We start from the raw sequence: 17286 nt of genomic DNA, 5'->3' as shown, positions 1-17286 counted from the left end.
AAGACGGGCGCGAAGCGGCCAAACAAGATGGTTTCCGAGAACCGGAGCGGAGCATGCTTTTCTGTACGTGAGCACCGGAAGCGCTGGTATCAGCCGTTTGCAGGCCGTCATCACCTTGAATATCGATACGCCTATCCGACGAACTGCCGCGCGAGGATCAGCACCGCAGCACCGGCCAGGAACATCGACATCAGCCCGCCGCGCAGCGAAACCACGGCCGTGACGACCAGCGCCGCCCATTCCGCCGGCCCGGCATTCAAAAGCTCCGGCGCCACCAGTGTCGTCAGCACAGCCGCCGGCACGGCGTTGAGGCCGGCCTCGACGCGCGGATGGATGTTGTCGAAGCGCGAGATGACCAGATGCCCGCCGATGCGCGTGAGATAGGTGGCGAGCGCGCCGGCAATGATGATCCAGAATGTCGTGCTCATGGCCGTGCCTTCACGCCGCTGTGGTGGGGAGGCAGGATGACGGCAAGCAGCACGCCGGCAACGGCGCCGATCGAGACGTGCCAGGGCGAGCCCACCGTCTTGTAGGCGATGATGGAAGCGGCGGCACTGGCGATGACCACCGGCAGCCACAAGGGCCGCTTGCGGAAGCCCATCACGAGGCCGAGAAAATAGATCGGCAATAGGAAATCGATCCCCAGCGCATGCGTGTCGGGGATGAGCTTGCCGAACACCGCGCCGAGCGCGCTTTCGATCACCCAGAACACATAGACCGGCAGGCCAAGTCCCAGATACCAGGCGAAGCCGACCGTCCGGCCGGACGCCGCCCTCGCCTCGGCCACCGCGAATTGCGGATCGGTGAGGATGAAATAGCCAAGCGCCTGTTGAATGATCGGCCAATGCGCGATGCGCCGGCCGATGCCGGCGGAATAGAGAACATGGCGGAAGTTGACGGCAAAGATCGACAGCACGATCAGCCACGGCGCGACATGCTGGCCAAACAGCTGGATGCCGACCATCTGGCTGGCGCCGCCAAAGACCAGCGCGCTCATCAGAAAGGCTTCGAAGACCGAGAAGCCATTGTCGACGGCAAGCGCCCCGAACAGCACCGCGAACGGCGCCGACGCCACGACAACAGGCATCGAGAGCCGCACGCCCTGCCAGAAATCGCTCTTCGCGCGGCTTTCGGAAATTGCTTCTGCCGTCATGACCACTCCCTGGGCAAGGGCCTGATGTAGGAAGCGCCGCCGGCCTTGTCACACGAATTCGCTTGAGCCAAACGATCAGCGGAAATGATCGTCACGGCGCCCTGTCGAATGGCTAGTCCGCGAGGACTTTGCCCTCTATCGCCCTGCCCCAGTCGAGCAGCGGCTTGGCGCGTACGGTAAAATCGACGAGTTCGTCGACCAGTGCCGGATCATGGATTCCAGCCGGATCGATTGCGTGGCGAACGACAAAATGCCGATTGCGGATGGCGGCGACAAGATCCGCGTCGGTGACATCATCGAAGCCGCGTGGCGTGCGCTTCATGCAGCCTTCGGTGTCGAGTTCGAGTCCGTTTTTCTTCAACGCCTTCACCATGGCGCGAAACTTGTCGGGCTGCGTCGCGATGGCCCTGCGCATCGCCAACAGCAGCACGGCCCCCGGCTGCCACCAGGCAACGCCGGCAAAGCAACCTTCAAGCCCGATATGGACGTAGAACACGCCCTGCTCCATCTTGGTGCCGTCGGGCGACAGAATGGCGGACAAATGCCGGTTGTAAGGCCGCTTGTCCTTGGCGAAGCGCACGTCGCGGTTGATCCGGAACAGCGACTTCTTGCGGTCGCCGCGCAGGCCGAGCCCCGCTGCCGCGAAACGCTCCGTCAGCGTTTCGACCAGATCGCCAAACGGCTCGCGCAATTCCCTTTCGAACAGGTCTCGGTTTTCCAGGAACCACTCCCGGCTCTGGTGGAAATCGAGCGCCTTCAGGAACGGAATGGCCTTTTGGCCGAAGCCTTTGAATGCACTTTCCATCACGCCTTGCCGATCCGCTCCAGCCAGGCGTCCTCGTCGATCACCTCGATGCCGAGTTCGCTGGCCAGCTTGAGCTTGGAGCCGGCGCCCGGTCCGGCCACGACAAGATCGGTCTTCGCCGAAACCGAGCCCGCCACCTTGGCGCCGAGACGTTCTGCCATCGCCTTGGCTTCGGAGCGCGTCATCTTTTCCAGCGAGCCCGTGAACACGATCGTCTTGCCGGCGACCACGCTGTCCGCCGAGACGTTCACGATGTACGGCTTCGGCTTGACCTGCGCGAGCAGTGCTTCGAGCACATCGTCGTTGCGTTCATTGCCGAAGAAATCGCGCAGCGCGCCGATCACCGTGTCGCCGATGCCGTTGACCGATGGGAAAACGGTGTGTGGATCGGCCGCCGCCGCTGTCTCCTTGCCGACACGGATCAGTTCCTCGATGGTCGAAAAGGTTCGGGCAAGCACGGCGGCCGTCGTTTCGCCGATATGGCGGATGCCCAGCGCGAAGATGAAACGATCGAGTTCCGGCTCGCGGCGAGCGTCGATGGCAGCGAAGAGCTTGTCGAGGCCTTCGTAGTTGCGTTCCTCGACACTGCGCACATTCTTGCGCGTCTTGCCCGAGGCGGCCTCGCGCTGCCCGGCCTGCTCCTCGCGCCGCTCGGCCAGCGCCTTGGTGACGGCGGAGCGCCGATCCCTGAGCGTGAAGATATCGGCGGCTGTCTTGATCAGTCCGGCATTGAAGAAGATATCGATGTTCTCGGCGCCCAGGCCTTCGATATCCATGGCGCCGCGCGACACGAAATGGCGCAGTCCTTCCACGGCCTGCGCCGGACAGATCAGTTCACCGGTGCAGCGTCGGCGCGAATCTTCCTTGCCGGTCTTCTCGTTGATCTCGCGCGTGGCCGGCGAACCGCAGATCGGGCAGGTGTGCGGGAATTCGTAAGGCACGGCATCGGGCGGACGCTTGTCGATGACGACGCTGACGATCTGCGGAATGACGTCCCCTGCCCGCTGGATCACCACCGTGTCGCCGATGCGCACGTCAATGCCGTCGCGGATCGGCTGGCCGGTACTGTCCAGACCCTTGATATAATCTTCGTTGTGAAGCGTGACATTCTCGACCACGACGCCGCCAACCGTGACAGGCGCAAGCCGCGCAACCGGTGCCAGCGTGCCGGTGCGGCCGACCTGGATGTCGATCTTCTGCACGATCGTCATCGCCTGTTCGGCCGGGAATTTGTGCGCGACGGCCCAGCGCGGTTCGCCGGTGACGAAACCCCATCTGCGCTGCAGTTCCAGCTGGTCGACCTTGTAGACGACGCCATCGATGTCATAGCCCAGCGACGAGCGCTGTTCCTCGATCCGATGATAGTGCGCGATCAACTCGTCGGCCGACTTCGCCCGCACCATCAGCGGACTGATCTTGAACCCCCAATCGGCGAATCTCTGCACCGATTCATATTGGGTCGGAGCGGGATCCTCCGTTGTATAGCCCCACGCATAGGCAAAGAATTTGAGGTTGCGGCTGGCGGTGACGGATGGATCCTTCTGCCGCAGCGACCCTGCCGCCGTGTTGCGCGGATTGACGTAATCCTGACCGCCGGCCGCCGCCGACCGTTCCTTCAGTGCCTCGAATTCCGCGTAGGTCATGTAGACCTCGCCGCGTATCTCGATGACCTCCGGCCAGCCCGAGCCCTTCAAGGTCTTTGGGATGTCGGCGATGGTCTTGAGATTGGCGGTGATGTCCTCGCCGACCGTGCCGTCGCCGCGCGTTGCGCCCTGCACGAACACGCCGCCTTCATAGCGCAGCGAAGCCGACAGCCCGTCGATCTTCGGCTCGGCCGTGAAGGCGATGTCGAGGTCCTTGTCGCGGTCGAAGAACCGCCGGCCACGTTCGATGAAATCGGCGACATCCTCATGGGTATAGGCCTTGGCGAGGCTGAGCATCGGCACGGCATGGCGTACCTTTGCAAAACCTTCGGCCGGCGCTGCACCCACCCTGCGTGATGGCGAATCCTCGCGCACGAGCGCGGGGAAGCGCTGTTCGATGGCGAGGTTGCGCCGCGTCAGCGCATCATATTCCGCGTCCGTGATAACAGGCGCGTCCTCGGTATGGTAGTGCCGGTCGTGCTCGGCGATCTCCTCCGCCAGGCGTTTCAGCTCGGCCTCGGCCTCGCTTTCCGTCAGGGCATCGACTGGTTTTTCCGACATGGTTTCAGATCCGGCTCCCAGTGCATGCCGCCCAAAAGTGGCTCCGGTTTTGGGAGAACGACATGCATAAAACAAAGACCCAAAGCGCGTCGCCCGAATCCGTTCGGACGCGACGCGCTTTGGTGGTCCGCGACCATAGATCAGCTTTCGGATTCAAGGGAGCCAAAATTCTGACAAAACCGCGCCGAAACAGCAGGATGGCGCCACAAGCTGACTCCGTGCCAAAGCCCGGATCATGCCGGCTCGGCGACCATGCGGTCAGGAAGCGGCCGTGTTCTCGCGCAGCAGGCGCTCGGCGGCGGCGCGCGCCTCGTCGGTGATGGTGGCGCCGGCCAGCATGCGCGCGATCTCTTCCTGCCGCGCCGGTCGGTCCATCTCGGCAATGCCGGTCGCGACGCGATCGGCGCTGCCCGACTTGGAGATCAGGAAATGCGTCGCCGCGCGCGCCGCCACTTGTGGCGCGTGGGTCACCGAAAGCACCTGGACGCGCTTCGACAGTCGCGCCAGCCGCTGGCCGATGGCGTCCGCGACGGCGCCGCCCACACCGGTGTCGATTTCATCGAACACCAGTGTCGGCGCCGAGCCACGATCGGCCAGCGCCACCTTCAGCGCCAAAAGGAAGCGCGAGAGTTCGCCACCGGACGCCACCTTCATCATCGGCCCGGGCCGTGTGCCGGGATTGGTGCGCACCCAGAACTCGATCTGGTCGATGCCTTCTTCCATGCGGCTCTCGGCCTCGCTCTTCATCTCGACGATGAAGGCGGCGCGCTCGAGTTTCAGCGCCGGCAGTTCGGCCATGACGGCCTTGGTCAGGCCGACCGCGGCCGCATGACGAAGCGAGGAGAGCTGTGCGGCGGCAATGTCGTAGGTCTCGCGCGCCGCGGCGGCCTGCTTCTCCAGCCCGTGCAGGCGCTCCTCGCCGGCATCGAGATCGGCGAGGTCGGCCGACATCGTATCGCGCAATTGCGCCAGGTCGTCGACGGCGACGCTGTGCTTGCGGGAAGCCGCGCGCAATGAAAAAAGCCGCTCCTCGGCCTTCTCCAGCCGCTGCGGGTCATATTCGGTGGCGCGCAGTGCGGCCTCGACGCCCGACTGCGCCGCGTCGAGCGACAGCATCGCCTCGTCGAGCGACTTGACCACGTCATCGAGCAGGCCGGGCGCCTCCGTCACCTTGCGTTGCAGCCGGCGCAACAGGCTCGCCAGTTGCGGCAGGGGCGAGGACGGGCCGGAAAGCACATCCTGCGCATCATGGATTTCCGATGCGATCTTCTCGGCCCGCATCATCGACGCGCGCAGCTCGGCAAGATCGGTCTCCTCCCCCGGCTGCGGGTCGAGCTTTGTCAGCTCCGCGACCGCCGCACGCAGATAATCGGCCTCGCGCGCTGCTGCCGCCACCTTGGCACGATGTCGGGAAAGCTCCTGCTCGCAGGCGCGCCAGTGCCGCCATGCCTCGCCGGTTGAACGAACGGCTCCGAGATGGCCGCCAAAAGCATCGAGCACCTCGCGATGGGCGCCGGGATCAACCAGGGCGCGTTCATCGTGCTGGCCGTGGATTTCGACCAGCGCGCGGCCGACATCGCGCATCAAGGTTACGCTGGAGGGCTGGTCGTTGACGAAGACGCGGGTGCGGCCGTCGGCCGTCTGCAGGCGGCGCAGGATGATGTCGCCATCATCGTCGATTGCGTTGTCGGCAAGCAGCGCTCGGGCGGGATGATTGCGCGGCACGTCGAAAACGGCGATAACCTGGCCTTGCGCCGCGCCATGGCGAACCAGCGAGGCGTCGCCGCGCGCGCCGAGCGCCAGCGACAAGGCATCGAGCAGGATGGATTTGCCGGCACCGGTTTCGCCGGTCAGCACCGAAAGACCCGGCGCAAAATCAATGTCCAGCTTCTCGATCAGGACGATATCGCGGATCGACAGTCTGGATAGCATCAGAACCTGGACCTAGAGCGGCATGCGACCAATTGGAATCGCAGCGTCGCACTATCTTTTTGTTTGAGCATCGGATCAATCCGAAAACCGCTGCGCACGCTTCGGTCCGATGCTCTGGGGTCAGGCGCCGGTGATCAGCTTCCCGGCCTTGGATATCCACGACCCGGCATTCTCGCGCGGCGCAAGCCCATTGCTCTGTAGCAGCTTGTATGAATCCTTGTACCACGGGCTGTCGGGGTAGTTGGTGCCAAGCACGGCGGCGGCGGTCTGCGCCTCCGAGGTCAGCCCCATCGCGTAATAGCTTTCGGTCAGGCGAGCCAACGCTTCCTCGACATGGCGCGTGTTGGAATAGTTCTCAACCACGTTACGGAAGCGCTTGACCGCGGCGATGTATTCTCGCCGCTCGAGATAGTAGCGGCCGATCTGCATTTCCTTGCCGGCCAGCTGATCGTTGGCGAAGCGAATCTTTTCCTTGGCGTCGTCGACATATTCCGATGTCGGCCAGCGCGTCACCAGATCCTGCATCGTCTGCATGGTCAGGCGCGCTTCCTTCTGGTCCTGCGTCACGTCCTTGATCTGGCGATAGTAGCTCAGCCCAATGATGTATTGCGCATAGGCGGCATCATCGGTCGACGGGTAAAGCGTGAGATAGCGCTTGGCCGAACCGATGGCCTCATCGTAGTTGCCCTGGCGATAATCGGCGAAGGCGCCCATCACCATCGATTTGCGAGCGAATTCCGAATAGGGGTGCTGGCGGTCGACCGCGTCGAACTTGCGGCTCGCCTCTTGCAGGCGCCCGGCATTCAGATTGGCGAGGCCCTGATTGTAGAGAACATCGGCCGGTTCGGTCTGGTCGACATAGGTCGACAGGTCGATATCTTTCTCCGACGACATGCAGGCCGACAGGAAGAGCGATGGAACAACCACCGAAAGCGCCAGGAAAACAGCCCGCTGCGGCGCTTTCGATTGACCAACTCGCTTGAAGAACATGATTGGATTCCGCCCTTTCGGCGTTACTTTAATGTGCTCTGCATGTCGTTGTCCCAAAACCGGCTCCCACTTTTGGGCGACATGCACCAGTCAACGGCAGCAGCCATAAACCATAATCGCCCTACCCGGCAACGCTATCTCCGGCCAATCGCACATTTTTGTGGCGGTCGGACGCAGCTTGAACATCCATGCTATTTCGCCGGCAGGTGGTGCATTCATGCAACACCAGCTCCCCGCCGTGGAATCCGAAAAAGTTGAGAAAATCAGATCATCCAGGGCGCGTAGAGGGGCGCATTGACGGCGTTCATCTCGGCCGCGCGGCCGCGCTCGCGGCGCGTCGTTTCGACAATCTCGAACGCCGCACGGTCCGACAGCAGACGGCGCAATGCGGCGGCATTCAGCCTGTGGCCGCCCCGGTAGGAGCGGAAGCAGCCGATGAAGCGGGCGCCGGCCAGCGCCAGGTCGCCCATGGCGTCAAGCGTCTTGTGGCGAACGAATTCGTTGGGATAGCGCAAGCCTCCCATGTTGATGACGCGGTTGTCGTCACCGATCACCAGCGAGTTCTCGAGCGACGAGCCGAGCGCGTAGCCGGCGGCCCACAACCGCTCGACATCCTTCATGAAGCCGAAGGTGCGGGCGCGCGCGATGTCGCGGCGGAAAATATCGGCATTGAGGTCGGAAGCGAACAATTGACGGCCGATTGCGGGGCTTTCGAAGTCGATCTCGATCTCGAAGCGGGTGCCGTCATAGGGCCTGAATTCCGCCCAGGAGGCGCCGTTCTCGATGCGGACCGGCTTCATGACCCTGATGTAGCGCCGCTTGATCGGCAGCGTCTCAATCCCCGCCTGGTCGATGGCTTCGACAAACGCCATGGCGCTGCCATCAAGGATGGGAACCTCGTGGCCGTCGATCTCGATGGCGACATTGTCGATGCCAAGCCCGAACAGCGCGGCCATGATGTGCTCGACCGTGGCGATGTGCTCGCCCGCGGGATCGCCAAGCATGGTGCACAGGTCGGTAGCGCCGACCTCGGAGACCAGGGCGCGGAACTCGCGGCCCTGTTCGCTACCCTTGAAAAGCTGGAAAACGATGCCAGTGTCGGCATCCGCTGGCACAAAGCTTATGGAAACTTCCTTGCCGCTGTGGACGCCGGTGCCAGTAAGCGACGCGCGCGTCTTCAATGTCGTCTGATAGTCGTGCAAGACAATCCCCATAAGCCCGTAATGCCTAGGTCCGCTTCTCCAGCCCGAGGGCGCGGCTCTTGTTTGAAATCGGCAGGCAGGGCTACTTCCCCCGAAATCCCGGCAAACCGACTATGGTAGGCAGCGAAGATAATGTCCCGGGAGGGAGTCTCCAAATCACGGTTTCTTACCCTTTGTAACCGCGAGATGGAACGTGCGCGACTTTCTAAGCGCTTGAAATTACAGGATTTAAAACGTTAACAGGCAAGCAATTCCTTGCTCGCCTGTTAATAATTATTACAACCCGTTTACCAATCAGTTGGCTTGGCGGCGCAGGAACGCCGGAATCTCCAGCTGATCGTCGTCCTGAGTCGATCTGACCTGCGGCGTCAGGCGGCCCTGGTCATCCAGTTGACCGCGGCGCGGCGCATAGAGCTGCGCATCCTGGCTGGCGAGACGGCGCACTTCCGGTGCGGCCTGGCGCAGCTTGGGTTCACGCGGCTGGGCCGGCTGCAGCCTTGCTGGCTCTTCTTCGCGGCGGGTCAGGCCGTTGGTCAGGCGCTTCAGCAGGCCCATCGGTCCGCTGTTGTTCTCATGGTCGGCCGGACGGCTCTTGGCATCCACCTCGGCCTTCACGACGGGCGGGAAGTCCTCGACGCGAGGCATCCGCTGCGGTGCCATCGCAACCGGCTGCGGGGCTTCGCGCTGCAGCATCTCACGCGGCTGCGGAGATGGCTGCATCACCTGCTGGACCACCGGCTGCGGCTGTGCGGGCGGCGCCTGGAAGATCTTGCTCTGCGGGCGGAAATCGTCCGCTTGGGCGACGGGAGCCGGGCGGGCCTGGGCCATGGCCGCGGCATTGGCCTCGGCCAGATGGATGGCTTCGGCGACCGGGTCCATACCGCGCGGCTCGTACACTGCCTGCTGGACCGGCGCAGGGCGGCTTTCCACCGCGGCAACGGCCGGACGGCTGGCCTGCTTCGGCGGCGCCGTGCGGATCGAGATCGGCGCGGCGGCAATCTCCGCCGCCGTCTTGTCGATACCGGTGGCGACCACCGAGACGCGGATGACACCTTCCAGCTCTTCGTCGAAGGTGGCGCCGAGGATGATGTTGGCGTCCTGGTCGACCTCCTCGCGGATGCGGGTCGCCGCCTCGTCGACTTCGAACAGCGTCAAGTCGCGCCCGCCGGTGATCGAGATCAACAGGCCCTTGGCACCCTTCATCGAGGTCTCGTCGAGCAGCGGGTTGGCAATCGCCGCTTCGGCGGCGGCCATCGCGCGGCCCTCGCCGGAAGCCTCGCCGGTGCCCATCATCGCCTTGCCCATCTCGCGCATGACCGAACGCACGTCGGCGAAGTCGAGATTGATCAGGCCTTCCTTGACCATCAGGTCGGTGATGCAGGCAACCCCGGAATAGAGCACCTGGTCGGCCATGGCGAAGGCGTCGGCAAAGGTGGTCTTGTCATTGGCCAGCCGGAACAGGTTCTGGTTGGGGATGACGATCAGGGTATCGACGCATTTCTGCAGTTCCTCGATGCCCAGATCGGCGGTCTTCATGCGGCGCTGGCCTTCGAAGTGGAACGGCTTGGTGACGACGCCGACGGTGAGAATCCCCTTCTCACGGGCAGCGCGCGCCACGACCGGAGCGGCACCGGTGCCGGTGCCGCCGCCCATGCCGGCGGTGACGAAGCACATATGGGTGTTGGACAGGTGATCGATGATCTCGTCGATGCATTCTTCCGCCGCCGCGCGGCCGACTTCGGGTTGCGACCCGGCGCCGAGGCCCTCGGTGACATGCGCGCCGAGTTGGATCAGCCGATCGGCCTTCGACATGGTCAGCGCCTGCGCGTCGGTGTTGGCCACCACGAACTCGACACCGCGCAAGCCGGCGGTGATCATGTTGTTGACGGCATTGCCGCCGCCGCCGCCGACACCGAACACGGTGATGCGCGGCTTAAGCTCGGTGATGTCCGGCTTTTGCAGATTGATGGTCATTGTCTCCGTCCTTTGCCTTTCACGCCGCTTCGCCGCCGCGGCCGCCTATTGGGGCTGTCCCCGTCAATTAGAAACTGTCTCTCAACCACTGACTCATGCGATGCAGTTTTCCGCCCGTTCCGGTCATCCTGAGACCGGAAATTCCTTTGCCGGATGGCTCTCGAAGCTCGCCATCTGCGGATAGATCAGAAGCCCCACCGCGGCCGAGAAGGCCGGCCCCTTCGCCGCTTCCGGCAGGCCAGCCACGCCGAGCGGTCGGCCTATGCGTACATTGCGTCCCAGGATGCGCCGCGCCGCCTCCGGCAGGCCGGCAAGCTGGCTGGCGCCGCCGGTCAGGACGACGCGCTTGCCCACCGCATTGCCGTAGCCTGACTTGTTCAGCCGATCGCGCAACAGTTCGAGCGTCTCGTCGATGCGGGCGCGCACGATGCGCGTCATCACCGAACGCGGGATCTGCAGCGGCACGTCACCATCGTCGCCGATCGGATGGATCGAAACCAGGTCGCGGTCGTCGGCGCTGCCCGGCAGCGCCGAACCATGCATCACCTTCAGCCGTTCGGCGGCATCGAGCGAGGTCGAAAGCCCCTTGGCCATGTCCAGCGTGACATGGTTGCCGCCGATGGCGATCGCATCGCCATGGACGAACTTGCCTTCCGAAAACACCGAGATCGTGGTCGTGCCGCCGCCCATGTCGATGCAGGCAGCGCCCATTTCCAGCTCGTCGTCGACCAGGGCCGCCAGCCCGCTGGCATAAGGCGTCGCCACCATACGCTCGACCGACAGGTGCGAACGGTTGATGGAAAGCTCCAGATTGCGCATAGGTGCTGCGTCACCCGTCAGCACATGCATGTCGACACCGAGCGCGTCGCCGACCATGCCGCGCGGATCGCGCACGCCGCGTTCGGCATCCAGCGAGAAGCCCACGGGCAGCGAATGGACCACCTCGCGCTCGGCCTTCATCGCCTGCTTTGCGCCGGCGCCAAGCACGCGCTTGATGTCGGCCTCGTCGGCCTCGTGGCCGCCAAGGTTGATGGTGGCGGCGAAAGCTTCGCTCTTCAGCCGGCCGGCCGTCATGTTGACGATCAGGGAATCGACCGTCAGCCCCGCCATGCGCTCGGCCGCGTCGACGGCAAGGCGGATGGCATGCTCGGCCCGGTCGAGATCGATGACGACACCCGACTTCACGCCTTGCGACTTCTGATGGCCGATGCCGATCACCTGGATGCGGTGCGAACGGCCGCGCAGCAACTGGCCGTCATCGCGCGGCTTCAGCTTCGCCACCATGCAGCAGACCTTGCTCGAACCGACATCCAGCACCGTCAAGGTGCCGGATCGGCGCGACGAGGCATCGCCATGACCGCCAAGCCAGCTCATATCTTCGTCTCCGGCTTGCGCTTCAGGCTCTTCGGTTTCTCGTTGAGTGCGGCTTCGCGCTGCGTCGCCGCCTCCGGCGTCAGCTGCACGACCAGCCGATCGGACAGGCGCATGTCGACGGCGGCGATGTCGCGCGACAACAGCCCTTTGTCATGATCCATGCTGACGAGCTCGGCGATCGCCTGGTCCTCGCCATCCTCGGGGAGCTTGACGGTGATGCCGTTGTCCAGCTTCAGGTCCCAGCGCCGCTCGCCGACACGGACATAGCCTTTGACCCGGCTCGCGAGCTCGGGATATTTTTCGATCTTGGCTAGGAAATCCGGCGCCTTGGCCGGCGCGCCGGCGCCGATCAGCAACGGCAACAGCACCTGCTTGCCACCCGAGAACGGCGCGATCACGGCGCCATCCTTCTCGATGACGGACAGATCATTGCCTTGCTGCCAGAGCGCGAAGGGCTCGCGCTCCTCGACGCGCACCTCCAGCGTATGCGGATAGACCTTGCGGACTGCGGCAACCTCGATCCACGGCAGGCTGGAGATCCGCTCGCGCGCCGCCTCGGCATTGAAACCGATCAGCGACGTCCAGCCGTCGAGTTCCAGCCTGTCGAGGATATCGATCTCGGAAGTCTGGCGATTGCCGACCACCTTGACCTGATCGACGGCGAAACCGGTGCGGGCCGTGATGCCTTGAACGATGCCATCGACATCACCACCGAGATAGGCGCCATAGGCACTGCTCGAGGCGATCAGCACGCCCGACAGAATCGCGGCGGAAAAGCGCGGCGCCTGGAAATCACCCACGCCCAGGCGCGCCAGAATGCGCACCGGGCGGCGAAGCACACGCGGCAGCACGAAATGGCCTGACGACAACGGCAGACCGAACAGCGCCGGCCCAGCCACGCCCTCCCCCTTGCCTTGTCCCCATTTCAACGCAGACACGAAGCGTCCTCCACCATCCAACTCAACAAATCGCCAAACGAGTGCCCGGCCTGGGCGGCGATTTCAGGCACCAAAGACGTCGGCGTCATGCCCGGCTGGGTGTTGACCTCGAGCCAGACAACCTCGCCGTTTTCGGAGTGACGATCGTCATAACGGAAGTCCGACCGGGAAACGCCCCGACAGCCGATCGCTTGGTGAGCCTTGAGCGCCAGTGTTTGTATTTTTTGGTAAATATTCGGTGAAACTTTTGCGGGGCATTCGTGCTTTGATCCGCCAGCGACATATTTTGAATCATAGTCGTAGAAGGAATGGCCGGTCGGGATGATCTCGCAGACACCGAGCGCCACATCGCCCATCACCGCGCAGGTCAGCTCCCGCCCATGGACGTAGCGCTCGACCATGACGGTATCGCCATATTTCCACTCCGACGAGCCGATGACCTGCGGCGGATGCGACTGCCCCTCATGCACGATGACGACGCCGAAGCTCGAACCCTCATTGACCGGCTTGACCACATAGGGCGGCTTCATCGGATGCTTGCTCTGGATGGCGAAGCGGCTTGCAACCTTCGATTCGGCGACCGGGACGCCGACTGATTTGGCAATCCGCTTGGCCTGCTCCTTGTTCATGGCCAGCGCCGAGGCGAGCACGCCGGAATGGGTATAGGGAATGCCGAGATATTCAAGGATGCCCTGGATGGTGCCATCCTCGCCGAATGGACCATGCAGCGCGTTGAAGGCGACATCGGGCCCGAGCTCGGCGAGCACCGACCCGACGTCGCGCCCGACATCGACGCGCGTGACCTGGTAACCTTCCTTCTCCAGTTCATCGGCACAAGCCTTTCCGGAGGACAGAGACACGGGCCGCTCGGACGAAAAACCACCCAGCAGGACGGCCACATGCTTGCTTTTCATTCCCCGGCATCCCCTCTCACGGCGGACCAAAAACCAAGATTTTCCGCAACATTGAGTCCGAGTCTCCCGGCAGGTTGCCCCCCAGACGGAAAACGCGGGTAACGCGTCGAACGACTCAAATCAGGAAACGCTTTCCAGCAGAGAATCAGAGAGTTGATTCACTGGCAAGTGCTTACGATTCCGAGAGATTCACTTTCTGAGAAAATGGATGCGAAAACCGTGCCGTTGAGCCATTACAGCAACGGTCACACCGTTATTTTTGGTCCCGTTGAAGTTCATGCATCACTTGAACTTCAACGGTGCTAAAGTAGCTGCCCAAGAAACTCCTGGACAGCATGGCCCGGCCGGAAATTGCCGATGCGCTTGATTTCCCACCGCAGCCGGATGCCCGAATTCTCCAGCACCCGCGTGCGCACCGTTTCGCCGAGATATTCAAGGTCGTAGCCGGTCGCGGTTCCGGTGTTGATCATGAAGTTGCAGTGCATTGGCGACATCTGCGCGCCGCCGATCATCAGACCGCGGCAGCCCGCCTTGTCGATCTCCTTCCAGGCCGATGTTCCCTCGGGATTCTTGAAGGTCGAGCCGCCGGTCTTTTCGCGGATCGGCTGCACGGTCTCGCGGTGGTTCTGCACCGCATCCATCGCCGCCTTGATCGCCGCCTTGTCCTCGGAAAAACCTTCGAAGACGGCCGAGGTGAAGATCAGCCCGGAAGGTGCCGACGAATGACGATAAGCGTAGCCCATTTCGGCATTGCTCAGGGTCTGGATATTGCCCTTGCGGTCGAGCGCCCGCAGTTCGATGACGCGCTCGCGCGTTTCGACACCGTTGGCGCCAGCATTCATGACAAGCGCGCCGCCAATGGCCCCCGGAATGCCATGATAGAAATGGAAGCCCCCGATGCCGGCCTCGCAGGCGACTGCCGCGACACGCTTGTCAGGCGTCGCGGCCCCCGCCTTGATCGTGGTGGGGCCAATCACCTCGGCCTCGCCAAAACCCTTGGCCGAAAGGCGGATGACGAAGCCCGGAATGCCGCCATCCCTGACCAGAAGGTTCGAGCCGATGCCGACCACGGTCAGCGGGATCTCTTCGGGAACCGCACGCAGGAACGCGGCAAGATCCTCCTCGTCGGCCGGCTGGAACAGCACTTCGGCCTGCCCTCCGGCGCGGAACCAGGTGATCTTGTCCATCTCGGCATTCGGCGTGAGGCGGCCGCGCAGGCCGGCGAGCCGGTCGCCAAGTCTGTCGATCAAAGCCTGGCCGTGCATCATGAGACGGTCCCGCCAAGCTCCTTGGGCAGCGCATAGGCCCATTGGGTGATGTTGCCGGCGCCGAGGAAGACAACGAAGTCGCCGGGCTTGGCCAGGTCGCGGATGATCGGCGCGATTGCTGCCGGACCGTCGATGTAGCGGGCGTCGCGATGGCCGCCGGCGCGGATGCGCGACACCAGTGCGTCCGAGGTCACCCCATCGATCGGCTCTTCGCCCGCTGCGTAAACCGGCGCCACCATCACCGTGTCGGCATCGTTGAAACAGGTGGAAAACTCGTTGAACAGATCATGCAGCCGGGTGAAGCGATGCGGCTGGGCAATGGCGATGACGCGTCCCTTGGTGGCGCTGCGCGCCGCCTTCAGCACCGCCGCGATTTCGACCGGATGATGACCATAGTCGTCGAAGATGTCGACGCCGTTCCAGGAGCCGGTATGGGTGAAACGGCGCTTGACGCCGGCGAAGGACGACAGGCCCTTCTTGATCGCCTCGGCGGACAGGCCGAGTTCATGCGCGACCGCGATCGCCGCTGTCGCGTTGGAGACGTTGTGACGGCCGGGCATCGGCAGCCGCAGGTCCGATATCGTCGTATGGCCGCCGGTCTTGCGGTCGCGGATCACGATGTCGAATTCCGAAACAGCACCGGCCATGCGATGGTTTGTGAAACGCACATCGGCCTGCGCATTCTCGCCATAGGTGATGACGCGGCGGTCCTCGATGCGGCCGACCAGCGCCTGCACCTCGGGATGGTCCGTGCACATCACCCCGAAGCCGTAGAACGGCACGTTCTCGACGAACTGGCGGAACGCCTCGCGCACCTTGTCGAAGCTGCCATAGTGATCGAGATGCTCGGGATCGATGTTGGTGACGACGGCGATCTCTGCCGGCAGCTTCAGGAAGGTGCCGTCGCTCTCATCGGCCTCGACCACCATCCACTCGCCATCGCCCATGCGCGCGTTGGTGCCATAGGCATTGATGATGCCGCCATTGATGACGGTCGGATCGAGCCCGCCGGCCTCGAGCAAGGTCGCCACCATCGAGGTCGTCGTCGTCTTGCCATGCGTGCCGCCGATCGCCACCGCCTGGCGGAAGCGCATCAGCTCGGCCAGCATCTCGGCACGGCGCACGATCGGCAGCAGCTTCTCGCGCGCGGCCTTCAGCTCGGGGTTGGATTTCTTGATCGCCGTCGAGACGACCACGACCTCGGCATCACCGAGATTCTCGGGCTTGTGGCCGACGAAGCATTCGATGCCCTTGTCGCGCAGCCGCTGTACATTGGCGCTCTCGGCCTGGTCGGACCCTTGCACCTTGTAGCCGAGATTGTGCAGCACTTCGGCAATGCCGCTCATGCCGATGCCGCCAATGCCGATGAAATGCACAAGGCCGATCGTCTGCGGCATCTTCATGCGTGCGTCCCCTTCCTGAAATCCGAAACGGTTTTTTTCGACGCAATAGCCTCTGTGAGATCGGCGAGCAACCGTGCCGCGTCCGGCCTGCCGGCCGATTTCGCGCCCGCGGCCATTGCCGCAAGCCGCTCGGGATCGTCCATCAGTCCGCCGACGAGCGTTGCGATGCGCTCGGGCGAAAGCGAGGATTGCGGGTGCACTTCGCCACCGCCGGCGGCGGCAAGGGCCGCCGCGTTGGCCGCCTGGTCGTGGTCGAGCGCATAGGGATAAGGCACCAGCAGCGCCGGCCGGCCGATGACGGCGATCTCCGAGACGGTCGAAGCGCCGGAGCGGGAGATCACCAGATGCGCCGCCGCGATGCGCGCTGCCATGTCCGTGAAGAAGGGCGAGACCTCGACACCGACACCAAGCGCTGCATAGGCCGCCTTCACCCGCGCCACGTCATCGGCGCGCGCCTGCTGCGTGATCACCAACCGCTTGCGCTGGGCATCGGAAAGCAGCGCGATGGCCGCCGGCACGGCATCGGAAAAGAACTGGGCGCCCTGGCTGCCGCCGAACACCAGCAGGCGGAACGGCTGTTCCCCGGTCGACGCCACATAAGGCGTCTTGGCTGCTTCCAGAACTTGCGGGCGAACCGGGTTGCCGGTCGTCACCGTCTTGACGCCGGCCGCACTCGTGTCCTGCGGCAGGAAGCCGCCGGCGATCGCGTCGACACGGCCGGCCAGCGCCCGGTTGGCGCGGCCCATCACGGCGTTCTGCTCGTGGATCAGCGTCGGCACCTTGCGCCGCGTCGCCGCATAGAGCGGCGGCAGGGTCGGATAGCCGCCAAAGCCGACGACGGCATTCGGCTTGATCCTGGCAATGATGGCCGAGGCCTGGCGCACCCCGCGCCAGATTTTCCAGAAGGCGCCAAGCAGGGCGAAAGGATTTTTGGAACCCATCGTCGCCGACTGGATGGGATGGACGGCGGCGGCCGGGAAGTGGCCGGCAAAACGTTCGGCGCGGTCATCCGTCGCCAGATGGACTTTCCAGCCGCGCTCGTTCAGCTCATGCGCCAGCGCCTCGGCCGGAAAGAGATGTCCGCCGGTTCCGCCCGCCGCGAGAAGGATGACACCCTTGGACATCCAGC

The 17286-nt window shown here is 63.9% G+C and carries 13 protein-coding genes and 1 pseudogene; all 14 read right to left on the bottom strand.

The genetic code is table 11. The features are described 5' to 3' along the window. Positions 1 to 131 precede the first annotated feature (131 nt). Positions 132 to 428: an AzlD family protein gene (locus AC56QQ_RS14600; protein WP_497128139.1), complete on the bottom strand. Its 297-nt coding sequence runs from the start codon at positions 426 to 428 to the stop codon at positions 132 to 134. Beyond that, positions 425 to 1153 carry an AzlC family ABC transporter permease gene (locus AC56QQ_RS14595; protein ID WP_497128137.1) on the bottom strand — a complete coding sequence of 243 codons (729 nt, stop codon included), beginning with the start codon at positions 1151 to 1153 and terminating at the stop codon, positions 425 to 427. The genes AC56QQ_RS14600 and AC56QQ_RS14595 overlap by 4 nt, the downstream gene beginning before the upstream one ends. Positions 1154 to 1265: 112 nt before the next feature. After that, complete coding sequence (locus AC56QQ_RS14590) at positions 1266 to 1958, bottom strand: DUF2461 domain-containing protein (RefSeq protein ID WP_497128135.1); 693 nt, start codon at positions 1956 to 1958, stop codon at positions 1266 to 1268. Then, positions 1958 to 4162, bottom strand: a complete 2205-nt coding sequence (ligA, locus tag AC56QQ_RS14585; RefSeq protein WP_497128133.1) for an NAD-dependent DNA ligase LigA — start codon at positions 4160 to 4162, stop codon at positions 1958 to 1960. The genes AC56QQ_RS14590 and ligA overlap by 1 nt, the downstream gene beginning before the upstream one ends. A gap of 258 nt (positions 4163 to 4420) precedes the next feature. Next, positions 4421 to 6094, bottom strand: coding sequence for a DNA repair protein RecN (gene recN, locus AC56QQ_RS14580; RefSeq protein ID WP_497128131.1), 1674 nt, complete (start codon positions 6092 to 6094; stop codon positions 4421 to 4423). Between the two features lie 120 nt (positions 6095 to 6214). After that, positions 6215 to 7084, bottom strand: coding sequence for an outer membrane protein assembly factor BamD (locus tag AC56QQ_RS14575; protein WP_497128129.1), 870 nt, complete (start codon positions 7082 to 7084; stop codon positions 6215 to 6217). Positions 7085 to 7347: 263 nt separating this feature from the next. Continuing rightward, a complete protein-coding gene (gene lpxC / locus AC56QQ_RS14570) occupies positions 7348 to 8298 on the bottom strand; it encodes a UDP-3-O-acyl-N-acetylglucosamine deacetylase (RefSeq protein WP_489862086.1) in 951 nt (316 codons plus the stop codon). Between the two features lie 282 nt (positions 8299 to 8580). Further along, positions 8581 to 10260: a cell division protein FtsZ gene (gene ftsZ / locus AC56QQ_RS14565; protein ID WP_497128127.1), complete on the bottom strand. Its 1680-nt coding sequence runs from the start codon at positions 10258 to 10260 to the stop codon at positions 8581 to 8583. Positions 10261 to 10327: 67 nt separating this feature from the next. After that, positions 10328 to 11634, bottom strand: a pseudogene (gene ftsA / locus AC56QQ_RS14560) (cell division protein FtsA). Further along, positions 11631 to 12572 (bottom strand): cell division protein FtsQ/DivIB, encoded by a 942-nt coding sequence (locus tag AC56QQ_RS14555; protein WP_497128125.1) that lies wholly within the window; start codon positions 12570 to 12572, stop codon positions 11631 to 11633. Before AC56QQ_RS14555 ends, ftsA begins: the two are co-directional and overlap by 4 nt. Beyond that, positions 12560 to 13486, bottom strand: coding sequence for a D-alanine--D-alanine ligase (locus AC56QQ_RS14550; protein WP_256751111.1), 927 nt, complete (start codon positions 13484 to 13486; stop codon positions 12560 to 12562). Before AC56QQ_RS14550 ends, AC56QQ_RS14555 begins: the two co-directional genes overlap by 13 nt. A gap of 302 nt (positions 13487 to 13788) precedes the next feature. Continuing rightward, complete coding sequence (gene murB, locus AC56QQ_RS14545) at positions 13789 to 14754, bottom strand: UDP-N-acetylmuramate dehydrogenase (RefSeq protein WP_497128123.1); 966 nt, start codon at positions 14752 to 14754, stop codon at positions 13789 to 13791. After that, the gene (gene murC, locus AC56QQ_RS14540) at positions 14751 to 16157 is read right to left on the bottom strand and encodes a UDP-N-acetylmuramate--L-alanine ligase (RefSeq protein WP_489862091.1); all 1407 of its coding nucleotides are present in this window, start codon (positions 16155 to 16157) and stop codon (positions 14751 to 14753) included. Before murC ends, murB begins: the two co-directional genes overlap by 4 nt. Continuing rightward, positions 16154 to 17281: an undecaprenyldiphospho-muramoylpentapeptide beta-N-acetylglucosaminyltransferase gene (murG, locus tag AC56QQ_RS14535; RefSeq protein ID WP_497128121.1), complete on the bottom strand. Its 1128-nt coding sequence runs from the start codon at positions 17279 to 17281 to the stop codon at positions 16154 to 16156. Before murG ends, murC begins: the two co-directional genes overlap by 4 nt. Positions 17282 to 17286: the final 5 nt, after the last annotated feature.

The sequence above is a fragment of the Mesorhizobium sp. RCAM 05099 genome (genome assembly GCF_059683685.1).
This window is presented reverse-complemented; position numbering and strand designations above follow the sequence as displayed.

Bases quoted from the DNA above. Each gene is read 5' to 3' on its own strand.
- AC56QQ_RS14600 (WP_497128139.1), bottom strand. From the start codon at position 428: ATGAGCACGACATTCTGGATCATCATTGCCGGCGCGCTCGCCACCTAT.
- AC56QQ_RS14595 (WP_497128137.1), bottom strand. From the start codon at position 1,153: ATGACGGCAGAAGCAATTTCCGAAAGCCGCGCGAAGAGCGATTTCTGG.
- AC56QQ_RS14590 (WP_497128135.1), bottom strand. From the start codon at position 1,958: ATGGAAAGTGCATTCAAAGGCTTCGGCCAAAAGGCCATTCCGTTCCTG.
- ligA (WP_497128133.1), bottom strand. From the start codon at position 4,162: ATGTCGGAAAAACCAGTCGATGCCCTGACGGAAAGCGAGGCCGAGGCC.
- recN (WP_497128131.1), bottom strand. From the start codon at position 6,094: ATGCTATCCAGACTGTCGATCCGCGATATCGTCCTGATCGAGAAGCTG.
- AC56QQ_RS14575 (WP_497128129.1), bottom strand. From the start codon at position 7,084: ATGTTCTTCAAGCGAGTTGGTCAATCGAAAGCGCCGCAGCGGGCTGTT.
- lpxC (WP_489862086.1), bottom strand. From the start codon at position 8,298: ATGGGGATTGTCTTGCACGACTATCAGACGACATTGAAGACGCGCGCG.
- ftsZ (WP_497128127.1), bottom strand. From the start codon at position 10,260: ATGACCATCAATCTGCAAAAGCCGGACATCACCGAGCTTAAGCCGCGC.
- AC56QQ_RS14550 (WP_256751111.1), bottom strand. From the start codon at position 13,486: ATGAAAAGCAAGCATGTGGCCGTCCTGCTGGGTGGTTTTTCGTCCGAG.
- murB (WP_497128123.1), bottom strand. From the start codon at position 14,754: ATGATGCACGGCCAGGCTTTGATCGACAGACTTGGCGACCGGCTCGCC.
- murC (WP_489862091.1), bottom strand. From the start codon at position 16,157: ATGAAGATGCCGCAGACGATCGGCCTTGTGCATTTCATCGGCATTGGC.
- murG (WP_497128121.1), bottom strand. From the start codon at position 17,281: ATGTCCAAGGGTGTCATCCTTCTCGCGGCGGGCGGAACCGGCGGACAT.